This is a genomic window from Hymenobacter daeguensis (assembly GCF_054780555.1).
This window is the reverse complement of sequence record NZ_BAAGWC010000001.1, coordinates 536,321-556,647: the sequence shown is the minus strand read 5'-3', so window position 1 is coordinate 556,647 and position 20,327 is coordinate 536,321. Positions and strand designations below refer to the sequence as shown.

At 62.5% G+C, this 20,327-nt stretch carries 17 protein-coding genes; 10 read left to right on the top strand and 7 right to left on the bottom strand.

Going from position 1 to position 20,327, the window contains the following annotated elements; all coding sequences use genetic code 11:
• Nucleotides 1–64: 64 nt before the first annotated feature.
• Nucleotides 65–2,770 (top strand): DNA helicase RecQ, encoded by a 2,706-nt coding sequence (gene recQ, locus ACYVHT_RS02390; protein WP_460547559.1) that lies wholly within the window; start codon nucleotides 65–67, stop codon nucleotides 2,768–2,770.
• A gap of 112 nt (nucleotides 2,771–2,882) precedes the next feature.
• On the opposite strand, the gene ACYVHT_RS02385 is transcribed toward recQ, so the two are convergent.
• The gene (locus tag ACYVHT_RS02385; RefSeq protein ID WP_460547557.1) at nucleotides 2,883–3,260 is read right to left on the bottom strand and encodes a hypothetical protein; all 378 of its coding nucleotides are present in this window, start codon (nucleotides 3,258–3,260) and stop codon (nucleotides 2,883–2,885) included.
• A 56-nt stretch (nucleotides 3,261–3,316) separates the two neighbouring features.
• Between ACYVHT_RS02385 and ACYVHT_RS02380 the strand changes: the two genes are divergently transcribed.
• From ACYVHT_RS02380 to ACYVHT_RS02355, 6 genes are all read left to right on the top strand, one after another.
• On the top strand, nucleotides 3,317–4,000 hold the full coding sequence (locus ACYVHT_RS02380; protein WP_460547555.1) for a DUF2306 domain-containing protein: 684 nt from the start codon (nucleotides 3,317–3,319) through the stop codon (nucleotides 3,998–4,000).
• Nucleotides 4,001–4,015: 15 nt separating this feature from the next.
• The gene (locus ACYVHT_RS02375; RefSeq protein WP_460547553.1) at nucleotides 4,016–4,834 is read left to right on the top strand and encodes a hypothetical protein; all 819 of its coding nucleotides are present in this window, start codon (nucleotides 4,016–4,018) and stop codon (nucleotides 4,832–4,834) included.
• A gap of 24 nt (nucleotides 4,835–4,858) precedes the next feature.
• Entirely contained in the window at nucleotides 4,859–5,788 is a 930-nt protein-coding gene (locus ACYVHT_RS02370; RefSeq protein WP_460547551.1) for a hypothetical protein, read from the top strand.
• 89 nt (nucleotides 5,789–5,877) lie between these two features.
• Nucleotides 5,878–6,690, top strand: coding sequence for a hypothetical protein (locus ACYVHT_RS02365; RefSeq protein ID WP_460547549.1), 813 nt, complete (start codon nucleotides 5,878–5,880; stop codon nucleotides 6,688–6,690).
• 116 nt (nucleotides 6,691–6,806) lie between these two features.
• Nucleotides 6,807–7,631 (top strand): helix-turn-helix domain-containing protein, encoded by an 825-nt coding sequence (locus ACYVHT_RS02360; RefSeq protein WP_460547547.1) that lies wholly within the window; start codon nucleotides 6,807–6,809, stop codon nucleotides 7,629–7,631.
• 199 nt (nucleotides 7,632–7,830) lie between these two features.
• A complete protein-coding gene (locus ACYVHT_RS02355; RefSeq protein WP_460547545.1) occupies nucleotides 7,831–8,553 on the top strand; it encodes a pirin family protein in 723 nt (240 codons plus the stop codon).
• Nucleotides 8,554–8,644: 91 nt separating this feature from the next.
• On the opposite strand, the gene ACYVHT_RS02350 is transcribed toward ACYVHT_RS02355, so the two are convergent.
• Nucleotides 8,645–9,547, bottom strand: a complete 903-nt coding sequence (locus tag ACYVHT_RS02350; RefSeq protein ID WP_460547543.1) for a hypothetical protein — start codon at nucleotides 9,545–9,547, stop codon at nucleotides 8,645–8,647.
• Between the two features lie 214 nt (nucleotides 9,548–9,761).
• Here ACYVHT_RS02350 and ACYVHT_RS02345 point away from each other — a divergent pair, with 214 nt between their 5' ends.
• Nucleotides 9,762–10,730 (top strand): fasciclin domain-containing protein, encoded by a 969-nt coding sequence (locus tag ACYVHT_RS02345; protein ID WP_460547541.1) that lies wholly within the window; start codon nucleotides 9,762–9,764, stop codon nucleotides 10,728–10,730.
• Nucleotides 10,731–10,826: 96 nt separating this feature from the next.
• Entirely contained in the window at nucleotides 10,827–12,401 is a 1,575-nt protein-coding gene (locus tag ACYVHT_RS02340) for an alpha/beta hydrolase (RefSeq protein WP_460547539.1), read from the top strand.
• Nucleotides 12,402–12,450: 49 nt separating this feature from the next.
• Here ACYVHT_RS02340 and ACYVHT_RS02335 read toward each other — a convergent pair whose 3' ends face one another.
• Nucleotides 12,451–14,301 (bottom strand): M2 family metallopeptidase, encoded by a 1,851-nt coding sequence (locus ACYVHT_RS02335; RefSeq protein ID WP_460547538.1) that lies wholly within the window; start codon nucleotides 14,299–14,301, stop codon nucleotides 12,451–12,453.
• 235 nt (nucleotides 14,302–14,536) lie between these two features.
• On the opposite strand from ACYVHT_RS02335, the gene ACYVHT_RS02330 reads away from it, so the two are divergent.
• Nucleotides 14,537–16,249, top strand: coding sequence for an FG-GAP-like repeat-containing protein (locus tag ACYVHT_RS02330; RefSeq protein WP_460547537.1), 1,713 nt, complete (start codon nucleotides 14,537–14,539; stop codon nucleotides 16,247–16,249).
• Between the two features lie 25 nt (nucleotides 16,250–16,274).
• Here the strand turns inward: ACYVHT_RS02330 and ACYVHT_RS02325 are convergent, their stop codons facing one another.
• The 4 genes from ACYVHT_RS02325 to ACYVHT_RS02310 form a co-directional block, all read right to left on the bottom strand.
• Nucleotides 16,275–17,210 carry a zinc-dependent peptidase gene (locus tag ACYVHT_RS02325; RefSeq protein WP_460547535.1) on the bottom strand — a complete coding sequence of 312 codons (936 nt, stop codon included), beginning with the start codon at nucleotides 17,208–17,210 and terminating at the stop codon, nucleotides 16,275–16,277.
• Between the two features lie 40 nt (nucleotides 17,211–17,250).
• On the bottom strand, nucleotides 17,251–17,598 hold the full coding sequence (locus ACYVHT_RS02320) for a low molecular weight protein tyrosine phosphatase family protein (RefSeq protein WP_460547533.1): 348 nt from the start codon (nucleotides 17,596–17,598) through the stop codon (nucleotides 17,251–17,253).
• A 116-nt stretch (nucleotides 17,599–17,714) separates the two neighbouring features.
• On the bottom strand, nucleotides 17,715–19,154 hold the full coding sequence (locus ACYVHT_RS02315) for a DEAD/DEAH box helicase (protein ID WP_460547531.1): 1,440 nt from the start codon (nucleotides 19,152–19,154) through the stop codon (nucleotides 17,715–17,717).
• A gap of 187 nt (nucleotides 19,155–19,341) precedes the next feature.
• On the bottom strand, nucleotides 19,342–20,277 hold the full coding sequence (locus ACYVHT_RS02310) for a YihY/virulence factor BrkB family protein (protein ID WP_460547529.1): 936 nt from the start codon (nucleotides 20,275–20,277) through the stop codon (nucleotides 19,342–19,344).
• Nucleotides 20,278–20,327: the final 50 nt, after the last annotated feature.

The following is a 20,327-nucleotide window of genomic DNA, read 5'->3' as shown; positions in this document are numbered from 1 at the left end:
CCCCTCTTTTTGGGAGAGGGGGGCAGGGGGTGAGGTTGACGCCAGGTGGTGCTACCTTACCCATATGGAAACCTCGCCCAAGCTCAGCGGCCCGCAGGAATACATCTACACCACGGCCCCGCGCCCCTGGCAGGAGAAGCTGAAAACCTACGCCCGCGAGAACCGCAAAGCTCCCACGCCCGCCGAAAACCTGCTCTGGCAGCAGCTACGCGGCAATAAACTGGGCGTGAAGTTTCGCCGCCAGCACGCCATCGACTTTTTTATTGTCGATTTTATCTGCGTAGCCGCCAAGCTCACCATCGAGCTCGACGGCGAAATTCACCTAGACTCTGAGAACGCCGAATACGACGCCGGCTGTACCTTCACATTAACGGAATTAGGCTACCGCGAGCTGCGTTTCACCAATCAGCAAGTGCTAAACAGCTTAGACGAAGTCCTGAACACAATCAAAGAAAACATCCTCTCACCCAACCAACTCCTGGAGTCGTCAGGCTCCCCCTCTCCGCAGGAGAGGGGGCCGGGGGGTGAGGTGACCCGCCCGAACAACATGCCCGAACTAGCCACCGCCCCGCAACTCGCCGCCGCCCGCCAGGCCCTGAAACGGTACTACGGCTACGACAACTTCCGCCCCATGCAGGGCGACATCATCCAGCACATTCTCGGTGGCAAGGACACCGTGGTGCTCATGCCCACCGGCGGCGGCAAGTCGGTCTGCTTCCAGATTCCGGCCGTGGTGAGCGAGGGCACCTGCGTGGTGGTGTCGCCCCTCATTGCCCTGATGAAGGACCAGGTGGAAGCCCTGAAAGCCAACGGCATCGCGGCGGCCTACATCAACAGCAGCGTGGGCCAGAGCGAGGCCAACGACATTGCCCGCGCCGCCACCAGCGGCTACCTCAAGCTGCTCTACGTGAGCCCCGAAAAGCTTTTGAGCGACGGCTTTCTGCAGTTTCTCACGCGGGTAAATATCAGCCTGTTTGCCATCGACGAGGCGCACTGTATTTCGAGCTGGGGCCACGACTTCCGGCCCGAATACACTCAGCTGGGCCAGCTGCGGACGCACTTCCCGAGCACGCCCATCATCGCCCTCACGGCCACGGCCGACCGCCTCACCAAGCGCGACATCATCACCCAGCTCAACCTGCACGAGCCCCGGGTGTTCCTCTCCAGCTTCGACCGGCCCAACATCAACCTCATCGTGCGCGGCGGCCAGGACCGCATCAATTCGATAATCGACTACATCGGCCGCCACCCGCAGGACCCCGGCATCATCTACTGCCTCTCGCGCAAAACCTGCGAAACCATCTCGGCCAAGTTGATTGCCAAGGGCATCAAGGCGGCGCACTACCACGCCGGCCTCACGCCCCTGCAGCGCGGCAAGGCCCAGGAAGCTTTCCTGCAGGACGATGTGCAGGTAATCGTGGCCACCATCGCCTTCGGCATGGGCATCGACAAAAGCAACGTGCGCTGGGTGATGCACTACAACCTGCCCAAAAACATCGAGGGCTACTACCAGGAAATCGGCCGGGCCGGGCGCGACGGCGCGCCCAGCACCGCCATCCTGTTCTACAGCTTCGCCGACGTGATGCAGATGCGCGAGATGGTGACCAAGGACGTGCCCGCGCGCCAAGCCCAGCTCAATACCGCCAAGCTCGAGCGCATGCAGCAGTTTGCCGAAGCCGCCTCGTGCCGCCGCAAAATCCTGCTCAACTACTTCTCCGAAACCCTGCCGCAGGACTGCGGCAACTGCGACATCTGCCGCAACCCGCCCACTACCTTCGACGGTACCCTCATTGCCCAGAAGGCCCTGTCGGCCGTATTCCGCAGCCGCGAAAAAGTGGCTATCAATCTGCTGATTGACGTGCTGCGCGGCATGCGCAATCAGGCCGTGCTGCAGGGCGGCTACGACCAGATTAAAACCTACGGCGCGGGCCGCGACCTGCCCTACCTTGACTGGTACAGCTACATCCACCAGATGCTGAACGACGGCCTGTTCTACATCGCCTACGAGGAAGGCTACGCCCTGAAAATCACCGAGCGCGGCCACGAAGTCCTGAAAGGCCAGCTCACGCTGCCGCTCAAGAAGTTCCAGCCTAGCGAAAAGGCCGAAAAGCCCACCCGCGCCAGCAAGAAAGCCGCCACGGCTGCCGCCACTGCCGCCTTCGGCACCCCCGAAGCGCGCCTCTTCGACAAGCTGCGCAAGCTCCGCAAGCAGATTGCCGACGAGCAGGGCGTGCCGCCCTACGTGGTGTTTTCCGATGCCACGCTGCAGGAAATGGCCGCCGAGCGGCCCGTCAACCGCGTGGGGATGCTGGGCGTGTCGGGCGTGGGCATGAAGAAGTTCGAAACCTACGGCGAGGCCTTCATTCGCCTCATTCTCGAAGATGGCGGGGGCGCGATACCCTCCGATTCGGACAACATGTTCAGCGAGCCGCGGCCCCGCGTGGCCGTGGCCGAAAAGCCCGTGAGCGACTCCGAGGACGCCACCATCCAGTTCCACCACATGGGCCTCACGCCCGAGGACATTTCCGAGCGCCGCGGCCTGGCCCTGAGCACCGTGAAAACCCACCTCTACAACGCCTACGCCAAGGGCCGCGAGCTGCGCATCCACGACTTCGTGAGCGATGCCGAGCTGGCCGAAATCTTCACCGCCCGCGCCCAGCTCGGCGGCGAGCCCACCCTGCGCGACCTCTTCGACCACCTGCGCGAGAAGTACGACTACTTCCAGCTGCGCATGGCCGCGCTCTACCACAAGCGCCTGCGCGGGCAGTAAGCCAGCGCAGTTAGAGCAGTTGAAGGCCGGTGTACAGGATGTAAGGACGCAATATTTTTCGTCCCTACATCCCGTACATCGGCCTTTATCTTGCTCTGATTTGCCTATGTAATCAGAGCACCTCAGTTTCCGGGGCTTCGGCAGGCGGGTTGCTCGGCCACTCGTCGTAATTCTTTTTGAGGCCCCACAAGCTACCAAGTAGCACAACCGCCAATACCAGTCCGATAATCATTCCGAAGGTGAGAAAGGCAATAAATGCGGCAATGATGGCGTAAATGCGGAAGCCTACTTTCTTATATTCGTCTTCATACAGCTTATAGGATGACAGCTTGAACCCAATATAGCTGGCCCAGATAAGCAGGCTCCACGAAACGACGCCCATAATAAAGCTGCCGGATTGGCCAACCATCAACAGGCTCAACAAGAGGCCCAGAGTAGACAGCACCATTGCCACAATAGCAGCAATTTTTAACGCACGAGGGGTAAACATTCAGAAAAGGGAAGGAGTGAATTTCCTTGCAAGATAACAGCACCATTTACTTGTTCATGAAGCCCAGATTGCCCCAACTTGCGTTGCTGCTCGCGGCCCTGCTCATCGCCGCCTTCGCGGGCCTGATGCTGACCAAAACACTGCCTTACTACACCTTCGAGAAGGGCATCCATTTCCTCACCACCAAGAGCGACGAAACCAACGACAATCCCGTGTTTCGGCTGGGTTTCTACGTGCACATCACCACCAGTTTGCTGGTGCTGGTGGCGGGGCTGCTGCAGTTTCTGCCGTGGCTGGCGCGGCGCGGGCCGGGGCTGCACCGGCAGTTGGGCAAGTGCTACATCATCGGCATTCTGGCGCTGGCGGCACCGTCGGGCCTCATTCTGGCGCGCTTTGCCAACGGCGGGCTGGCGGCGCAGGTGGGCTTCACGCTGCAGTGCCTGGTGTGGTGGGGCTGCACCTGGAAGGCCTACCGTGCCGCCCGCCAGCGCCAATGGCCCCTGCACGTCGACTGGATGCTGCGCTCCTACGCCGTGACGCTGGCCGCCCTGGCCCTGCGCAGCGAAAGCTACGTGATGTACTATGCGTTCGAAACCAAGCCGATAGAAACGTACCTGACGGTGACGTGGCTGTCGTGGGTGGGCAATCTGATACTAATCGAGCTGCTGCTGGAAGGCGGGCTGGGGCGGTATTTTCTGCGCGAGTTTCTGCCGGATTTGCGCGGTAAATTGGCGGCGTAAATTTTTTGTCTTCTGGTGAAACGAGTCATACACTACATCGCAGTCGCCATCGTGGTACTGGTTGGCGCGGGTCTGTTTGGCTTCGGCCGCCGGCAGGCTAGGGCTCATGTAGAGAAACGACAGCAGCTGGCCGATGACGAGATGACTCTTCCCAGCCAAAGCCAGCGCCTCATGCAACTGGCCGATACGCTGAGCCGCGACCAGCGGGATACCTTATTTGGGCATCACAACTTGGCCCTTTTATTCCAAACCTTGTATGGGTCCGGGCAAAACGGTTTCTTCGGGCCGCATGAGCAGCGGTTGGAGGTCGTATTCACTCAGGTGCGCCGCGATGGAGCGGCACCAAGTCTTTTCCACATTGCTGGCCAAATGCGCGTGACAGGCGTGATTTCGTCGTTGACGGGTACTATCGAGTTTCGCCAGACCCGGCGTTTTTCCGAGAGTACCAATGGCGTTTACATTGCCACCGGCCCCTTTCATTTTCAGCAATTCAACGCTAAAAAACACCTTCTGGCTCGACTGGATGGTATCGTAGCGCTCGATTTTGGGGTGGGTCATAATGAATGCTATCTGTTTGCGGAAGAAGGGGCCATTCGGCCGCGCACCCGGCAGTTTGCCTTCGAAGGCAAGTGGACCGATGTGCACTCAAGCAAAAAACAGCGAGTATTGTGGGCCAATGAATTTGCGCCCGTAGCGAATGCGGTGCTTAGCGATTTTGACATTGGGGGCCGCATGGCGACGGTGAACCCGAAATACCGTAAATACGGTTGGACTGACTACTTTCAGAACGACGAATGGTGGGCCACCTCGCCCAAGCCCAAGCTCAGCCTATAATTCAACACTTACCCTCTGATTGCCATGGAAAAGTCGTTTCGTCGGGCCCTAGCCTTCGCCGCTGCTGGTTTGCTGAGCGCCGCTTGCCAGCCCCAGGCCAAGCCGCACGCGGCAGCGCAGGCCCGGTCAGCAACCCCGCCAAGCATGGTGGCCAGCGGCCGGCCAGCCACTGCCACACCGCCGCCCGTAGTAACTCACCTGGGGCCGGACGAGGCCAGTGCCGAAAACCCCACCCAGGTCGAAATAGGCCCAGCCGTGCCGAACGTTTCAGCATTTCTAACCGCCAACGACCTGGCTCCGCTGTGGCAGGCCGATTTTGGCCAACGCGAGAACAATTACCCCCGGCCTACCGTGCTGGACGGTTTTTACGGGGCTGAACACCGCCACATAGCCTTCATTTTCGATTCGGTGGTGCCCGATACTGCCCAGGCTGGCTCGTTTCGGGTGCGGGGCCGCTCGCGCTTCCGCAAAAACATCACGCCTTTCGCTGGCACCATTTCGGTGGTGGGCATCCGGGCAATGAAGGCGTTTCTGGACCTCGATTCGGCCGAGACGGCGCAGGCCCGCAGCTACACCGCCACGGCGCGCTTTGTGCTGCGCGAAGACAGTACCGCCACGGGCGCCGGTACCTTCCGGGGCACGGCTTACCTCGATTTTTACCGGCTGGGAACCGGCAAGCTCGACCTTTTGCAAACCTTTCCTGACAAAGCGTTTCCGGCCGGCGGCGGCGGCTTGCTGTTCCGGGGGCAATGGCGGAGCCAGCGCACGGGGCGCCGGCAGGTGGTCGCGTTTGCCAATTACCCCCAGGCAGTGGTGCCCGATGCCATGACCGATTTATACATCGGGGACCGGGGCGAGAACATCAACCCTAAGTACGCCGGCCTGGACTGGAGCGACGCCTGGGAAAACGAGGAATGGTGGGCCAAACCGGCCAAACCCTTGCTGAGCCTCTGATACTAAAACCCCGCCGCATACCGTTAAAAACCACAGAAGCGCCATCTGGCAATATAGCCGGGCTTCAATCACGGTTTTTCACGGTTTCTATGCGTTACCACCTGCTGCTGGCGGCCCCTGCGCTGCTACTCGGCGCGGCGCGGCCCTTGCGCCTGCCCGCCCCCCCCGGCCCCGGCCAGAATGCTGCTGCGGCCGCCCCGCTGGCCGCGCCCGGCGCGGTACTCTCCAACGCTGCCCGCAATGCCCTGCTGGCCCGCGCCGGCCTGGGCCGCCTCTGGCAGCACCAGGCCCAAAGCGGCAGCGAAGACGTACTCAACGGTTGTTTCGGCTACGACGGGCGGCGCATTGAGTTTGTCTTCACCACCGTGCAGCCCGATGCCCAAAGCCTTGGCCGCTACCTGGTGGCCGGCCAGTTTCGCTGCTACGGCGATGTCACGCCCTTTCGCGGCAGCGTGGAGGTGCAGCAGGTGCAGCTGCTGCCCACCGAACTGGCCGCCTATGCTGGCTACGAGCAGACCAAAACGCCCGCGTACTGTGCCACCGGCAGCTTCGCCCTGCGGGCTACCAGCAGCCACGGCCTCGGCGGGCAGTTTACTGGCCGCGTGGCGCTCGATTTCAAGCTGAATGCCGGCAATCGGGCCGAGCTGCTGACCTACACCAGCAACCCCGCCACGCGCAACGGCGGCCTGCTGTTCGACGGCGTTTGGCGCGAAGATGCCGCTGCCGAAACCACCGTGCCTGCCATCTGGAAGCAGGGCATTGCCGTGACGCGCCAGATTCTGACGCGCTTCGAAATCGGCGAGCGGGATTCCCACATCAACCCCAGGTACGCCCGCGTGGGCTGGAATTCTTTCTGGCAAAACGACGAATGGTGGGCGGAAAAAACATTAGCTCGACGCTAAAGTGGTGGGCAGAAAATTATTAGCTAAGTGAATTAGTATCTTCGCACTCGCGTTGCTAACTTCACCAGCCGAATTCGCGTTGAAACCAACGTCATTCCCGGCTGCTGCCCCTCCCCATGATTAACACCAACCTTAAGTTTTGCCGCCGTGAGCTGGCCCTCACGCAGGCCCAGATGGCTGATAAGCTCGGCATCAAACGCTCCCTGGTGGGGGCCTACGAAGAAGGCCGCGCCGAGCCCCGCCTGGCCACGCTGGTCAACATGGCCCGCCTGTTCGGCATCACGCTCGACCAGTTGGTGACCACCGACTTCAGCAAGAAAAAGAATACGAAAATCATCGGCTCGCTGCCCCCGCCCGACCCCAACGCGCCCGAAACCGACGATAATCCCGAGCCGCCCAGCCCCGTAGGCGGCAAGCTCCGCGTGCTGGCCTTCACCGTGGACAAGGACCAGAACGAGAACATCGAGCTGGTGCCGCAGAAGGCCGCCGCCGGCTACCTCAATGGCTACGCCGACCGCGAATACCTGGAGGTGCTGCCCAAGTTCCGGCTGCCCATGCTCACGCAGGCCGGCACCTATCGCGCTTTCGAAATTGCCGGGGACTCTATGCTGCCCATTGCCAGCGGCACCGTTATTGTGGGGCGCTACGTGGACGAGTGGACCAGCATTAAGGACGGCACGCCCTGCATTGTGGTGAGCAGCCGCGACGGCATCGTGTTCAAGCGCGTGTTCAACAAGCTGCGCTCCAATGCCATGTTTGTGCTGCATTCCGACAATCCGAACTTTTCGCCTTACGATGTGAAGGCCGACGAGGTGCTGGAAATATGGGAGGCCAAGAGCTACATCAGCAGCACGTTCCCCATCGCCGAGCTGTCGCTGGAGCGCGTGGCCAGCCTCGTGCTCGACCTGCAGCAGCAGGTGGCACTGCTGAAAAAGGCCTAAGCCGTCCACGCCGTTCGGGCAGGCAAAACGTCCTGCTGAGCGCAGCCAAAGCACCTCTACCGTAGAAGTAATGCATTTACTACTGCAGGGGAGAAGCTTCGGCTGCGCTCAGCAGGGCGTTGTTGTTTCGGGCAATTTGCCAACTTACGGCCCGGCTGGCGCGTATGGGGGGCACCCCCATCCCCCAAGCCTTTGCACGATGCTTAAATACATTTCCGCCGCCGACCGCCACCATGCTGCCCCGGCTGCCTGGCTCAGCAGCTATTTCCTGTTTTCGTTTGCCGATTATTTTGACCGCGACAACCTGCACTTCGGGCCGTTGCGGGTGTTCAACGATGATAGTGTGGCGGCGCAGTCGGGCTTTCCGCAGCACCCGCACTCCGAGATGGAAATTGTGACGCTGGTGCTCGATGGCGAAATCACGCACCAGGACACGATGGGCAACAAAACCACCATCAAAGCCGGCGAGGTGCAGCGCATGACGGCCGGCACCGGCCTGGCCCACTCCGAGTTCAACCGGCAGGACAAGCCCCTGCACCTTTACCAGCTTTGGTTTATCCCCGGCCAGAAAGGCCTGGCGCCCAGCTACGAGCAAAAGGATATCGGCTTTATCGACGGCAGCAAAAACGAGCTGATTCCCCTGGTGACGGGCCAGAAAGTGCTGGAAGACGTGGTGTACATGAACTCGAACAGCACCGTGTACTGGTCGAACCTGAGCGAGGGCAAGGAGCTGGAATTCAAAACCTTTCCCATTCGCCTCACCTTCATCTACGTGAAAGAGGGCGTAATTTTCGTGAATGGCACCGAGCTGGGCCCAAACGACCAGGTCCGCATGACCGGCGACGACGTGGTGCAGATTCGGGCGGCCAAGGATGCGCAGCTCATCCTGATTGATTTGCCGTCGTCGGAGTCCAATTATTAAGCCCTGCAAAAAGCACGCTGCACGAAAAAGGCCGGACACTGTCCGGCCTTTTTCGTGCAGCGTGCTTGCGGTCTGTTGCTTCGGCCGCTGCTTAAAAGTTGTAGGTAATGCCGGCCGAGAAGCCCGTCGATTTGCCGATGTTGCGGCCGGCCACGTAGGTGCTGGCCCCCAGCGTCAGGCCAAAGCCGTTGGTAATGGGCCGGTAGGCGCTGGCCCCCACGCGGATGTAGTTGACGCGCGTGGAAGGAAAAAAACCGATGAAGCCCTGCTCCGAAATGTCGGTGCCGCCGTTCGACTCCTGAAACGAGGCGTAGCCTTCGATGTAGTTTTTGGGGCCGGCGTAGCCAATCTTGGCTTCGCCGATGAGGGCGTTGGGCACTTCGCCGGTGCGCAGGCTGTAGCCCACCTGCCCGGTGGCAAACACGCCGGAGCTGGTTTTGAGATGGGCAATGCCCACGGCCGAATATTTGGTGGCCCGGTTGCCGATGGCAATAATGTAGCCGTAGCCCGTGTTTGTCTGATAGTTGCTCACGGGCGTACTCACGCTCACCACGCCCAGCAAATCCAGAATGCTGCTGCCGATTTCACGGGAATACGACTTGAATTTGAGCAGCGCCGTTACGTCCTGAAAGCCCTGGCGGGAGTTGGTGAAGCCTTCGTTGGGCCGCTGCAGGTTGAGGTCGTTGATTGTAACGCCGGCGGCCCGGCCCTTCGATTGAATGTAGGGCAGGCTGACCACGGCATCAATCTTATCGGTGAAGCCATAAGTGGCGTACAGGTTGAGCGAATTCACGCGCACTTCCTGAAACACCGGAATTCCTTCGGCTTTAACCGGGGCCAAGTAGGCGCTTTCGTATCGCTCGGCCGTGGCCGATACTACCACTGAGCCGTGGCCCTTGCCCGCCATAAAACCACCCACAAGGCTTTGAGCCTGAGCAGTAGTAGCCACAGCGGCCAGTAGAAGCGCAACGGAGAAGGAGGAGAGTTTTTGCATAATGGCAAGAAACGAATGAATCGGAGATAGAGGTAAAAGCCTGCAAAACCAGCCCATAAACTTACATGCGAATGGCTAAGCAAGGCGCAATTTACGGTTGAGTTTGCGGTAATGGATTTATCTTCGCCCAATCCAAAGCCATTTTAAAATCGTTTATAGTCAGCGCTTTGGGCCAAATGCGCACTTTAAGTCGATAAAATCAAGTATTTACCCGATGAAAAATAAATTTCTACCCAAAGCCGGTACGCTGGCACTTGCCCTGCTGCTGCTGGGCGGCTGTGCAAAAAATAAAGATATTGAGCCATCTATTACCAACATTGCCGTAACGAACCCCGATTTTCAGCTACTGGAAGATGCGGCTATTCGCGGCGGGGTGGCCATCACGCTGGGCAATAAAAACCCGGATGCGGCCGACGGCAACTACACGGTGTTTGCGCCCAACAATGCGGCCTTCAACCGGCTGGGCATCAGGGAGGCAGCCGACCTGACGGCCCTGCAGCCCGGATTCCTTACCAACACGCTGCTCTACCATGTATATAGCGGGACGCTGGCGGGCAGCGCCCTCGCGGCGGCCAGCACGTCGCCTTCGGCCCTCAGGCTCACGCGGCGCATCATTCAGCGGGCCGATGGCACGCGGTATGTGAACGGCTCCAGAATATTGGGAACGGACGTGAAAGCCGCCAATGGCCTGATTCATCCCATCGACAAAGTGCTCATTGCCACCGGTGGCAACGTGGTGGAATCGGCCGTGGCGCTGCAGACCGCGCAGGTATTTGCCAACCCCGAGCTGACGTTTCTGGTGGCGGCGGTGGTGAAGTGTAACCTGCAGGGGCTGCTCTCACAGCCGGGGCCCTATACCGTGTTTGCACCCACCGACCAGGCCTTTAAGGATGCCGGCATTCCGGACCTGGCAACGCTTAATGCCATGTCGACAACAACGCTGACCGCTATTCTGGCCAATCATGTGCTGACCGGAAACCTGGGCAACAAGTTTACCCCTGAACTGCCGGATGGCACTTCGGTGACAACGTTTGGCACCGGCGCTCTGCAACTGGGCGCTTTCACCAACGGTGTGCTCACGGTGAAATCGCGCGGCATTACCACGCCGGCCAACATGGTGATTCCGGACGTGCAGTGCACCAACGGCGTGGTGCACGTGGTGGACCGGGTGTTGCTGCCCTGAACGAATACAGGGCCGGGAGGCGGCGTAGCGCCGTGATTTTAAGGTAAGAACAGAATAGTGGTACGGAGGTATTGGAACTGGTTGCGGCCGGCCCTGTTGCGCGTTGATTATTGGCTGATTGGTATTTGCGGGCTGGTAGGGCTGCTGCCCGGCATAGCGCAGGCGCAGCAAACCCCGGCCCCCGACTCGACGGCCCGGGCTGCTGCGGTGGCGGCGCTGCCCGACGTGGCCGGTACCTGGCAAGGGCCGCTGCCCATTCCGGGGGGCAGCCTGCCCATTCAGCTGGAAATTGTGGCGGTAGGGGCCAATAAGCTGATTTCAACCCTCGACCTTCCGGCCAAGCGCCTCAACCGCATTCCGGTATCGCTCACGTTTCGGGGCGATACGCTGATTTTCTACGCCGTGAAGGCGGATAGCCGCTTCGTGTGCCGGCTGAGTGCCGACGGGCAGGAGATGGCGGGCACCTGGACGCAGCCCGGGCTGCGGGTGCCCGTCACGCTGCGGCGCAATGCGCCCGTGGCAGCAGCCGGCAGCGTTCCCGCCGTAGTGGTGAAGGCCACTACCTATCACATTGAGCCCGTGACGCTGGCCAGCCAGCCCGGCAGCGTGAAGCTGGCGGGCACCCTGAGTATTCCCGATGGCGCGGGGCCCTATCCGGCAGTGGTGCTGCTCTCGGATATGGGGGCGCAGGACCGGGATGCCCGGCAGGGGAGCTACCGGCTGTTTGCCGGCATGGCCTCGTTTCTGGCCCGGCAAGGCATTGCGGTGCTGCGGCTGGACGACCGGGGCGTGGGCGAATCGACGGGCGTAGCAGCACTGACGACGACTGCCGATTTGGTGCGCGACGCGCAAGCGGCGCTGACCTACCTGCGCCTGCGGCCCAGTCTCGACCCGGCCCGGACCGGCTTCATCGGGCATGGGGAGGGCGGCAATGTGGCCCTGCTGGCCGCCGCGCAGCCGCTGCCCCCGGCCTTTGTGGTGACGCTGGCGGCGGCCGGGCAGCTGGGGCAGGAATTGCTGGCCAATCAGGCCGAGCCCGTGACCAGCGCCGCCGATACGGCCCGGGTGGGGGCGGCCCGGCGCGAGGCTTGGGCCGAAGTGCTGCGCAAAGCCGAAACCCTGCGCACCAGCGGCTCCAACGCGGCGCAGGTGGAAACCTACGTGTCGCAGCAGCGCCTGAAAATCAAGATGCAGGAGCGCCGGGAGCTGGAGGCCATGCTCAGGTTTCGGCGGGCCATGTTCGAAATCATCCGGCAGACGCCCAACGACGACCAGGCGCAGGCCATCGTGGTGAACATGCTGCGCCAGCGCTACCCCGCGCTGGACCCGGCGGCGGCCCGCGCCCGGGCCGTCGAGCTCACCAGCCCCTGGTACCGCTACTACCTGAAATTCGACCCCCTGGCCGGGCTGGCCGACGTGCAATGCCCGGTGTTGCTGCTCAACGGCACCGGCGATGTTGAGGTGAACGCCGCGGCCAACCTCGCGAGCCTCGAAAAAGGCCTCCGCGCCAACAAGCGCGTGACCGTGCGCCGCCTGTCCGCCGTCAACCACTGGTTTCAGACCCCGGCCTCCGAGCAGATAGCGGCTGCCGACGGTACCGTGGACCCGGTTATCTACCCGGCAATGTTGGACGTGGTGCGGGACTGGGTATTGCAGCAGGGCGGGAAATAAGGGCGCATGACCGTTCTTTAATAATGCCGGGCCGCCCAGATACCAGAAATTACATCGTGTATTTCCGGCCTTTGTTCTGAACCTTCAGGTACGCCATCAGGGGCTGGAAGTAGTCGACCATGGCCCGGGCTGAGAGGTCTTCGCCGGTTTTCTCTTTCAGCACCACGCGCCAGTCGCGGCTGGCACCGGGGCGCATGATTTCGCGCAGGAAATCGCCCACTGCCCGGTTGCCGTAGTAGTTGGTGGCGTGCGGGTCCTGGTGCAGAATGTTCTTGGCAATGTGGTCGTGGAGCTGGAACAGGATGACGTAGCTCAGCGCGTAGTCGTAGTACTGCGCGGGGTCGTCGTTGATGTGGGTTTTGGTGGCAGGGTCGAGGAAGTTTTCGCCGCGCGGGGTGGGCGGCACCATGCCCTGGTATTCTTTGCAGAGCGCCCACCACTTGGCATTGAGCTGGTCGGCGGGAAGCTTATCCGCATAAAAGCTGTTTTCCCACTCGCTCATCACCCCCGAGGCGAAGGGAATGAACGTGACGTAGCTCAGCGCTTCCTTCAGCAGCTGCTGGGTCTGGTCGGTTTTGGTGTTGGCCGGAATCAGGCCCAGGCCTACCAGAAAGGGCTTCTGCTTGGCTGCCAGGCCCATCATCGTGCCAATGGCTTCGTGGTAGGCGCGGTTGGCTCCCTGGCGGAGCAGGGGCGGCACGTCGGGGTTGGAGTAGGACTGGTAGTAGAAAATATGGCCCAGCTCGTGGTGGGCGGTTTCGTACCACTCGGTGTTGGCCTCCACGCTCATCAGGCTGCGCAGGTCCTGGTTCAGGTCCATGTGCCAGGCCGAGGCGTGGTTGTTTTTCTTGTAGTCAACGCCTTTGGGCAATGGGTAGAGGCTGCTTTTTTCGTAGAAAGAAGCTGGCAGCGCCGAAAAGCCCAGGCTCTTGTAAAACCGCTCGCCCTGCTGCACCTGCCACTCCGCGCCCTTTTTGGCCAGCACGGCGTCGAGGTTCAGGCCTTTCACGTCCACCATCGAACCCCAGTCCTGGCCCCAGCGGTTGGGCAGCCAGTGGGCGGGCAGGTAGTCGGGCACCTGCTTCACCTTATACTTTTTGGCCAGCTCGTAGCGGGCGTAGGTGTGCAGCTCGCGGTAGAGCGGGCGCAGCTCGGCGTTGATTTTGCGCACCAGGGCCATCATTTCCTCGCGGCTCATGCCGTAGTCGCTGGCCTGGTAGGTGAAGTAGTCGGGGTAGCCGAGGGCCTGCACGGTCTGGTTGCGCAGGTCGCGCAGGTTCAGCAGGCCGTCTTTCAGGGTGGGGCCGATGGCCTTGCTGGCCTCCCACACCTGCTGGCGCCTGGCGGGGTTGGTTTCCTGGCGCAGCAGCTCGTCGAGGTCGTTGGTGGTGACGGACTTGCCGGCGTATTTGTAGTCGAAGCCGTAGAGCTTTTCCGTCTGGGCGGCTTCGGCGCTGATGCGCTGCTTCACCACATCGGCCACGGTTTGGGGGTTATTGGCGGCGTTGTAAAGGGCCGTTTCCAGCTGCCTGGCCTGGATGGGCGTGAGGGCGTCCTTGTGCTTGAGCAGCTCGCGCAGCTGCTCGATGTTGGCCGTGCTGCCGGTGAAGGCGGCCATGCGCTGGTTGGCGCGGGTGGTGGCCCCGGCGTTGCTGGTGTCGCCGGGCATGATGTGCGTGTTGGAGCGCCACTCGGCCTCGCTGGAGGCCGTGTATAGACGCACATATTCAGCATTATAGCCGCGCAGAAAGTCTTCGGCCAGGGCCCGGTAGTCGGGTGGGGCCGGGGCGGCGGGCGGCGCGGGCGGTGCCGTTGGCGTAGTGGCTATGGGCGCTTTCGCGGTGGGTGCGCAGGCTGCCAGTGCGGCGGCAGCCAGAAGTGGGAGGAAGTGTTTTTTCATATACGACGCTAAGGTTTGGTGCTGCGCGTAGCAGGAGTTCAGCCAGAAAACCGGGGCCACAAAGTAGTCATGGAATAAGCACAAAATACGATTCTGCCGGGTGGTACTGTGTCTGATGTACAACACAAGTATTTGAATAATAGATTGCATAATGCGCTATTGCCGATATACCTTGCTGGCAAGACGCCATCGCGCCCAAGCCATTACCGAAGATTTCCTTTCCAATCATCACCCCATGAAACACTTTTTACTCTTCGTGCCGGCACTGCTGGCAGTACCGGCAGCTGCCCAGCCTTCGTTGGTTCTCACCAGCCAGACGCCCGCCCGCAATGCGGCGGCTATTCCCTATGCCGCCAGTGTGGCGCTCACGTTCTCGCAGGGTTTGAGCAGCAGCGCGGCCAGTGCAGGGGCGCTGCGGGTATATGGTTCGCAGCGGGGCGGTAAGCTCGCGGGCACGGCCTCTGTCAGTGGGAGCGTGCTGCAATTTGCGCCTGCCCACAGCTTTGCGCCGGGCGAAAAAGTTAGCATCAGCCTCACCACGGCCGTTCAGTCCAGTGCCGGCCAGCCACTGAGCCGTGCCTACGTATCGCAGTTCACCGTGGCGGCAGTGGGCGGAACGGGGGCGTTCGGAGGGGGCTCCGACCCCTCGGCCGGGCTGAGCTCGCGCAAACTAATCAGCGGCGACATCGACGGCGACGGCGACCTGGACCTGCTCACCACGGACTGGCCCAACGGCAGTGGCGGCACCATCACCGTGCGGCTCAACGACGGTCGGGGGACGTTCAGCACAAGCTCGACGCTGACCCTCGCGGACAAAGCCGATGGCTTGATGCTGGCCGATGTAGATGCCGATAATGACCTCGATTTGGTGCTGACATTAGCCAACAGCGGCTCGCTGCTGGTGCGCCCCAACAACGGCAATGGGCAGTTTGGGGCGGGCACCGCCACGCAGGTGCTGGACTTCCCGGCCAGTGTGACGGCGGCCGACGTGGACGGCGACGGCGACCTGGACCTGCTCACGGCCAATACCAACGGCACGGGCACGGTAGCGGTGTGCGTTAACAACGGCAGCGGCAGCTTTACGCACCGCTTCCCGGATACCCAGATGGGCGCCTTCAACTCCGGCCCGGTGGAAGTGGTGGCGGCCGACCTGGACAGCGACGGCGACCTGGACATTGTGACTACCAACTCATTCAACAGCACCTTTGCCGTTGGCCTGAACGCTGGCAATGGCACCTTCACCGCCTCCTCGGGGGGCGCGGTCGGCACGACCACCCTGCGGCCGCGCCGCGTGTTGTTGCGCGATATCAACAACGACGGCAACCTGGACCTGCTCACGGTGAATACCGCTTATGGTGCCGGCTCGGTAAGCGTACGGCTGGGCAATGGCACTGGCCAGTTTGCCGGCGGCTACGAAATTTCAACGGGCCCGTTGCCCTTCGATGCAGCCCTGGCCGACGTGGACGGCGATAACGACTTGGATTTGCTAACATCCAACAACCAGAACACAGGCCTGGTAAGCGTGCGGCTCAACAACAGCGGCGTATTCGGCACCGCCGCCGACGTGGCCGTAGAACCCTACCCCGTGGGCCTGACCACAGGCGACGTGGACGGGGACGGCGACCTGGATTTGGTAACCGTCAATAACTCCTACAACAGCACGCTGAGCGTACGCTTCAACGGCGGCACCAGTGCCCCGCTGGCCACCCGGCCACAGAGCAGCCGCCTGGCGCTGGAGGCGTATCCCAACCCCGCCCACGAGGCCGTGCGCGTAATCGTACCGGCTGGCACTGCCGAGCTCCAGGTGCTGGATGCGCTGGGCCGGCTGGTGCGCACGGTGGCCATTGGGCCGGCCGCCACGGAGCTGAGCCTGCCTGTCGGTGGCCTGGTGCCGGGGGCATACGTGCTGCGGGCTGGCGCTGCCACCCGGGCGCTGCTGGTAAAATAAGGTCTTGCCACCTGGCGCTTCCGGGCTACGCTGCCTGGGCCAGGTGGCACTCCTTATACTTTTTGCCGCTGCCGCAGGGGCAGGGGGCATTGCGGCCAAACTTGCGGCGGCTGCGCAGGGTCTTCAGCCATTCGCGCGGGTCCACGGCAAAGCGCAGGAAGCGCTTCTTGGGGTTTTGGCGGAAGGCCCGGCTGAGCAATTCGTACAGTTCGGGGTGGTGTTCCTGGAGCTTTTCGGGCTTCTCGAAAAAGTATTCGGTGACCACGGCAAAAAACTCGGCCTCGTTGGTGGCGGCGTAGGGATTGATTTCGGACTTACCGGCCCGAATGGCGGCTATTTCGCGCTGCATCACCTCGGCCCAGGGCTGCAGCAGCTCGGGGGGCAGGGCGGCTTTGGGCAGGCCGTCAATCACGCCATCGGCCTCATCGAGCAGGTGCGCAAACTCGTGAATGCCCACGTTCTGGCGGTCCACCGCGTCGCGGAAGCCCTGCTCCAGCGAAGCTTTGGAAAGGCGCATGTAGTGCTGGTTCTGGAAGCCCTGCACCGAGCCGAGCAGGGTGCCCTGCAGCGGCTTCACCTCTTTGGCCGGGTCGTTTTCCAGCTGCCAGGCATCGGGCAGAATGAGCACTTCGCCCAGGTGGCTGTACTCCCAGTCGGGAAAGCCGAACACCGGAATCAGGGCTGAGGCCGCCACCAGCAGGCGGGTAGTATCGTCCACCTCGGTTTGCACGCCGGTGATGCGCGTGCCGGCCAGAAACACCTGCACCTGCTTCTCGAAACGCGCTTTTTCTTTGGTGGTGAGGGCCAGATAAAAGGCCACGCGCTCGGCCAGAATCTGCCGCCAGGCAGCCGGAAATTCCTCGGCCAGCGCAGCGGTGCGGCGGCGCGAGTCGGCGGTGGCGTATTGGTAAAACGCGTACAGGATGGCCACCAGCACGGCCAGGGAGATGATGTAGGGCATGGGCCGATTAAACGGCCCCGGGGCGTAGGGGTTGACCGGATTAGCCCGAATGCTCCGAAAACAGTTCGGGGCCTAGCTGGTCTGCTAGTTTTTTGCGCAGAAGCGCCACCAGCGCCGGGTCCTGAAACGGGTATTTGTCGGGAATGCGCAGCACCACGAGGGTTTTCCCCCGCAGTTCCTCGGCAAACTTCTCGTGCAGGCGGTCGGCGTGGCGGCGCTCCATCACGAAAATGGTTTCGGCCCAGCCCAGGTGCCCGGCCGTGACGCGCACCCGCGCGCCCGGCTCGGTGCCGGCCGAGCGGGCTTCGTGGTGCGGGTGGTCGTCGAACAGCCGCTCGGCGGTGAGGCTGCGCCACTTGTTCTGGCTGCAGATGAAAAGGAGGCGCATGGGGGAGGATGTAAACCCGTCTGTCATCCTGAGCGCAGCGAAGGACCTTCTCACGTTCAGAATCTTCTAACGTGAGAAGGTCCTTCGCTGCGCTCAGGATGACAGATGAAATAGATTTACCGAATCAGCGCCACCTTCACCTTCTTGCCTTTCACCTTGGCGCCCTGCATGCGGGCCAGCACTTCCTCGGCCTGCGCTTCGGGCACGGCCACAAAGCTGTGGTGGTCGAATACCTCGATGCGGCCCACGGCGTCGCGCTCCAGGCCGCCCACGCTCACGAAGGCGCCGACCAGGTCGCCCCGGCTGATTTTCTCGCTCTTACCGGCCGATACGTGCAGCGTGACGGTGCTCGGGCGCGGGGCCTTGGGCGCGGCGGCGGGCAGGGCCGGCGGGCGCAGGCCCGCCCACTGCACGTTGCGGGCGGTGGGCCACTGCTGAATTTTCTGCTGCTCGTGCGGCGTCACAATGAGGTGAGCCGTGCCCACGGCCCCGGCGCGGGCCGTGCGGCCGGCGCGGTGCTGGAAGGTGTCGGTTTCGTGGGGCGGGTCGAACTGCACCACGGTGTCGAGGTCGTTCACGTCGAGGCCGCGGGCGGCTACGTCGGTGGCCACCAGCACGGTGGCCGAGCCGTTGCGCAGCTTCATCATGGACTTGTCGCGCTCGGGCTGCAGCATTTTGCCGTGCAAAGCCTCGGCCGCCAGGCCCCGGCCGCGCAGGAAACGGGTGAGCTCCTCCACCCGGTCGCGGGTGTTGGCGAACACGAGCGAGCGGCCGGCAGTGGGCTGGCTGATGAGGTGATAAAGGGCGGCGGGCTTCTGGTCGGCGGCGCTCACTACATGGCCGCGCAGCACCAGCGTGTCGGGCAGGGTGGTGGCGTTGGAGCCGCCCACGTTCATCACGCGGGGGCGGGTGAGGTACTCGCGCACCAGGCTCAGCACCTTGTCGGGCATGGTGGCCGAGAACAGCAGCGTCTGGCGGCGCTGCGGCAGGCGGCTGACGATGGTGGCCATTTCTTCCTGAAAACCCAGCTCCAGCAGCTTGTCGGCCTCGTCGAGTACCAGCACTTTCAGGCGGTTGGGCACAATGGTGCGGCGCTCCAGGTGGTCGAGCATGCGGCCGGGCGTGGCCACTACCACGTGGGGCATCTGCTGGAGGCCCTTCACTTCGTCGCGCATGGCGTGGCCGCCGTAGTAGCCGGCCACGCGCAGGTTCGGAATGTGCTTGCCGAGGCGCTGGAGGGCATCGCGCACCTGCAGCACCAGCTCGCGGGCGGGCACCAGCACCAGCGCCTGCATGGTGGCCGAGGTGGGGTCAATCTGCTGCAGCACGGCCAGGCCGTAGGCCGCGGTTTTGCCCGAGCCGGTGGGGGCCTGCCCGGCCACGTCCTGCCCTTCGAGGGCGGGGGCCAGCACCAGCTGCTGCACGGCGGTGGGCTGGGTGAAATTCAGCTCGGCCACGCCCGCCAGCAGGGCGGGGGAGAGGGCGAAATCGGCGAATTGGAGGGCGGGCTTGGGCGCGGGCGCCGCGCCGACAGCGGAGGTATCAGGAGTTTGCACGGGGCAAAGGTAGCCGCTGCGCTTAATGAGGAATGAGGAATGAGGAATGAAGGACGTTATGACCGTAGAGCGACGGGCAGTAAGCGCAATCGGCTCAAACGTGATAAGGTCCTTCGCAAGCTCAGGATGACAGGCGTCCATTCCTCATTCTTCATTCCTCATTCCTCATTCCTCATTAAGCGCAGCGTCACTCCTCCACGTTCACCAGCCGGTAGCGCACGGCCCGCTTCTTGGGCCGGATGTCCATGCCGATGCGGTGGGCATAGGCCTTCGTGAAAGCGGCCCCGAAGTAGAATATCATGGCGCAGTAAAACACGAACAGCAGCACCAGCACCAGGCTGGAGGCCGGCCCGTACACCGGGCCCAGGTCCCGGGCCACCAGCAATTGGCCCAGCACCACTTCGCCCAGGCTGATGAGCAGCGCCGTGAGCGCCGCCCCGCGCGTGACGGCCCGCCAGGGCACCTTGGCCAGGCTCAGGGTGCGAAACGTGATGCCGAACCAGGTGGCCAGAATCAGCCAGGCAATGAGGGCGTTCAGGCCCCGCACCACGTAGTAGGCGAAGGTGGCATCGAAGTCGGCAATTGTTTCGGCAAACAAACCCAGGGCCGCATCCGACCCAAAAGCCAGCAGCGAGAGCACCGCCGTGGCCAGCAGAATGCCCGCCGAGCGGGTGCGCTCGCGCACGGCCTGCGAGAGCTGCCCGGTGCCGCGCTTCGGCCGGATTTGCCACAGCTGGTTGAGCGAGTGCTGGATGATGGTGAACAGCGTGGTGGCCACAAAGAGCAGAAACGCGAAGCCCGCCACCGTCACCAGCCGGCTGCGCATGGGGTCGGCCACGTTCATCACAATCTGGGCCACCAGCCCCGCCGCCGACGCCCCCACCAGGTTGCTGATTTTGCTCAGCAGCAGCTGCCGCACCATGGAGGTGGAATAGAGCGAGCTCAGCAGCTGAATCAGAATAATGAGGATGGGCGGCAGCGCAAACGACGTGAAAAACGCCGTGGCCGCGCCCAGCCGCAATGGGTCGTTCTGGCCCAGCTCGCGGGCGGCGCGGTGCAGCAAAATGGGCAGCTCGCGCCACCACGGGCCCGGCAGCTCGGCCGGCGAATCTAACTTTGTCATAATCCCCCACGGGCAACATTCTCGGGCGCAGCCGTACAACCGGAATGCCC

Bases quoted from the DNA above. Each gene is read 5' to 3' on its own strand.
- ACYVHT_RS02365 (WP_460547549.1), top strand. From the start codon at position 5,878: ATGCGTTACCACCTGCTGCTGGCGGCCCCTGCGCTGCTACTCGGCGCG.
- ACYVHT_RS02310 (WP_460547529.1), bottom strand. From the start codon at position 20,277: ATGACAAAGTTAGATTCGCCGGCCGAGCTGCCGGGCCCGTGGTGGCGC.
- ACYVHT_RS02335 (WP_460547538.1), bottom strand. From the start codon at position 14,301: ATGAAAAAACACTTCCTCCCACTTCTGGCTGCCGCCGCACTGGCAGCC.
- ACYVHT_RS02385 (WP_460547557.1), bottom strand. From the start codon at position 3,260: ATGTTTACCCCTCGTGCGTTAAAAATTGCTGCTATTGTGGCAATGGTG.
- ACYVHT_RS02360 (WP_460547547.1), top strand. From the start codon at position 6,807: ATGATTAACACCAACCTTAAGTTTTGCCGCCGTGAGCTGGCCCTCACG.
- recQ (WP_460547559.1), top strand. From the start codon at position 65: ATGGAAACCTCGCCCAAGCTCAGCGGCCCGCAGGAATACATCTACACC.
- ACYVHT_RS02350 (WP_460547543.1), bottom strand. From the start codon at position 9,547: ATGCAAAAACTCTCCTCCTTCTCCGTTGCGCTTCTACTGGCCGCTGTG.
- ACYVHT_RS02355 (WP_460547545.1), top strand. From the start codon at position 7,831: ATGCTTAAATACATTTCCGCCGCCGACCGCCACCATGCTGCCCCGGCT.
- ACYVHT_RS02380 (WP_460547555.1), top strand. From the start codon at position 3,317: ATGAAGCCCAGATTGCCCCAACTTGCGTTGCTGCTCGCGGCCCTGCTC.
- ACYVHT_RS02320 (WP_460547533.1), bottom strand. From the start codon at position 17,598: ATGCGCCTCCTTTTCATCTGCAGCCAGAACAAGTGGCGCAGCCTCACC.
- ACYVHT_RS02370 (WP_460547551.1), top strand. From the start codon at position 4,859: ATGGAAAAGTCGTTTCGTCGGGCCCTAGCCTTCGCCGCTGCTGGTTTG.
- ACYVHT_RS02345 (WP_460547541.1), top strand. From the start codon at position 9,762: ATGAAAAATAAATTTCTACCCAAAGCCGGTACGCTGGCACTTGCCCTG.
- ACYVHT_RS02325 (WP_460547535.1), bottom strand. From the start codon at position 17,210: ATGCCCTACATCATCTCCCTGGCCGTGCTGGTGGCCATCCTGTACGCG.
- ACYVHT_RS02330 (WP_460547537.1), top strand. From the start codon at position 14,537: ATGAAACACTTTTTACTCTTCGTGCCGGCACTGCTGGCAGTACCGGCA.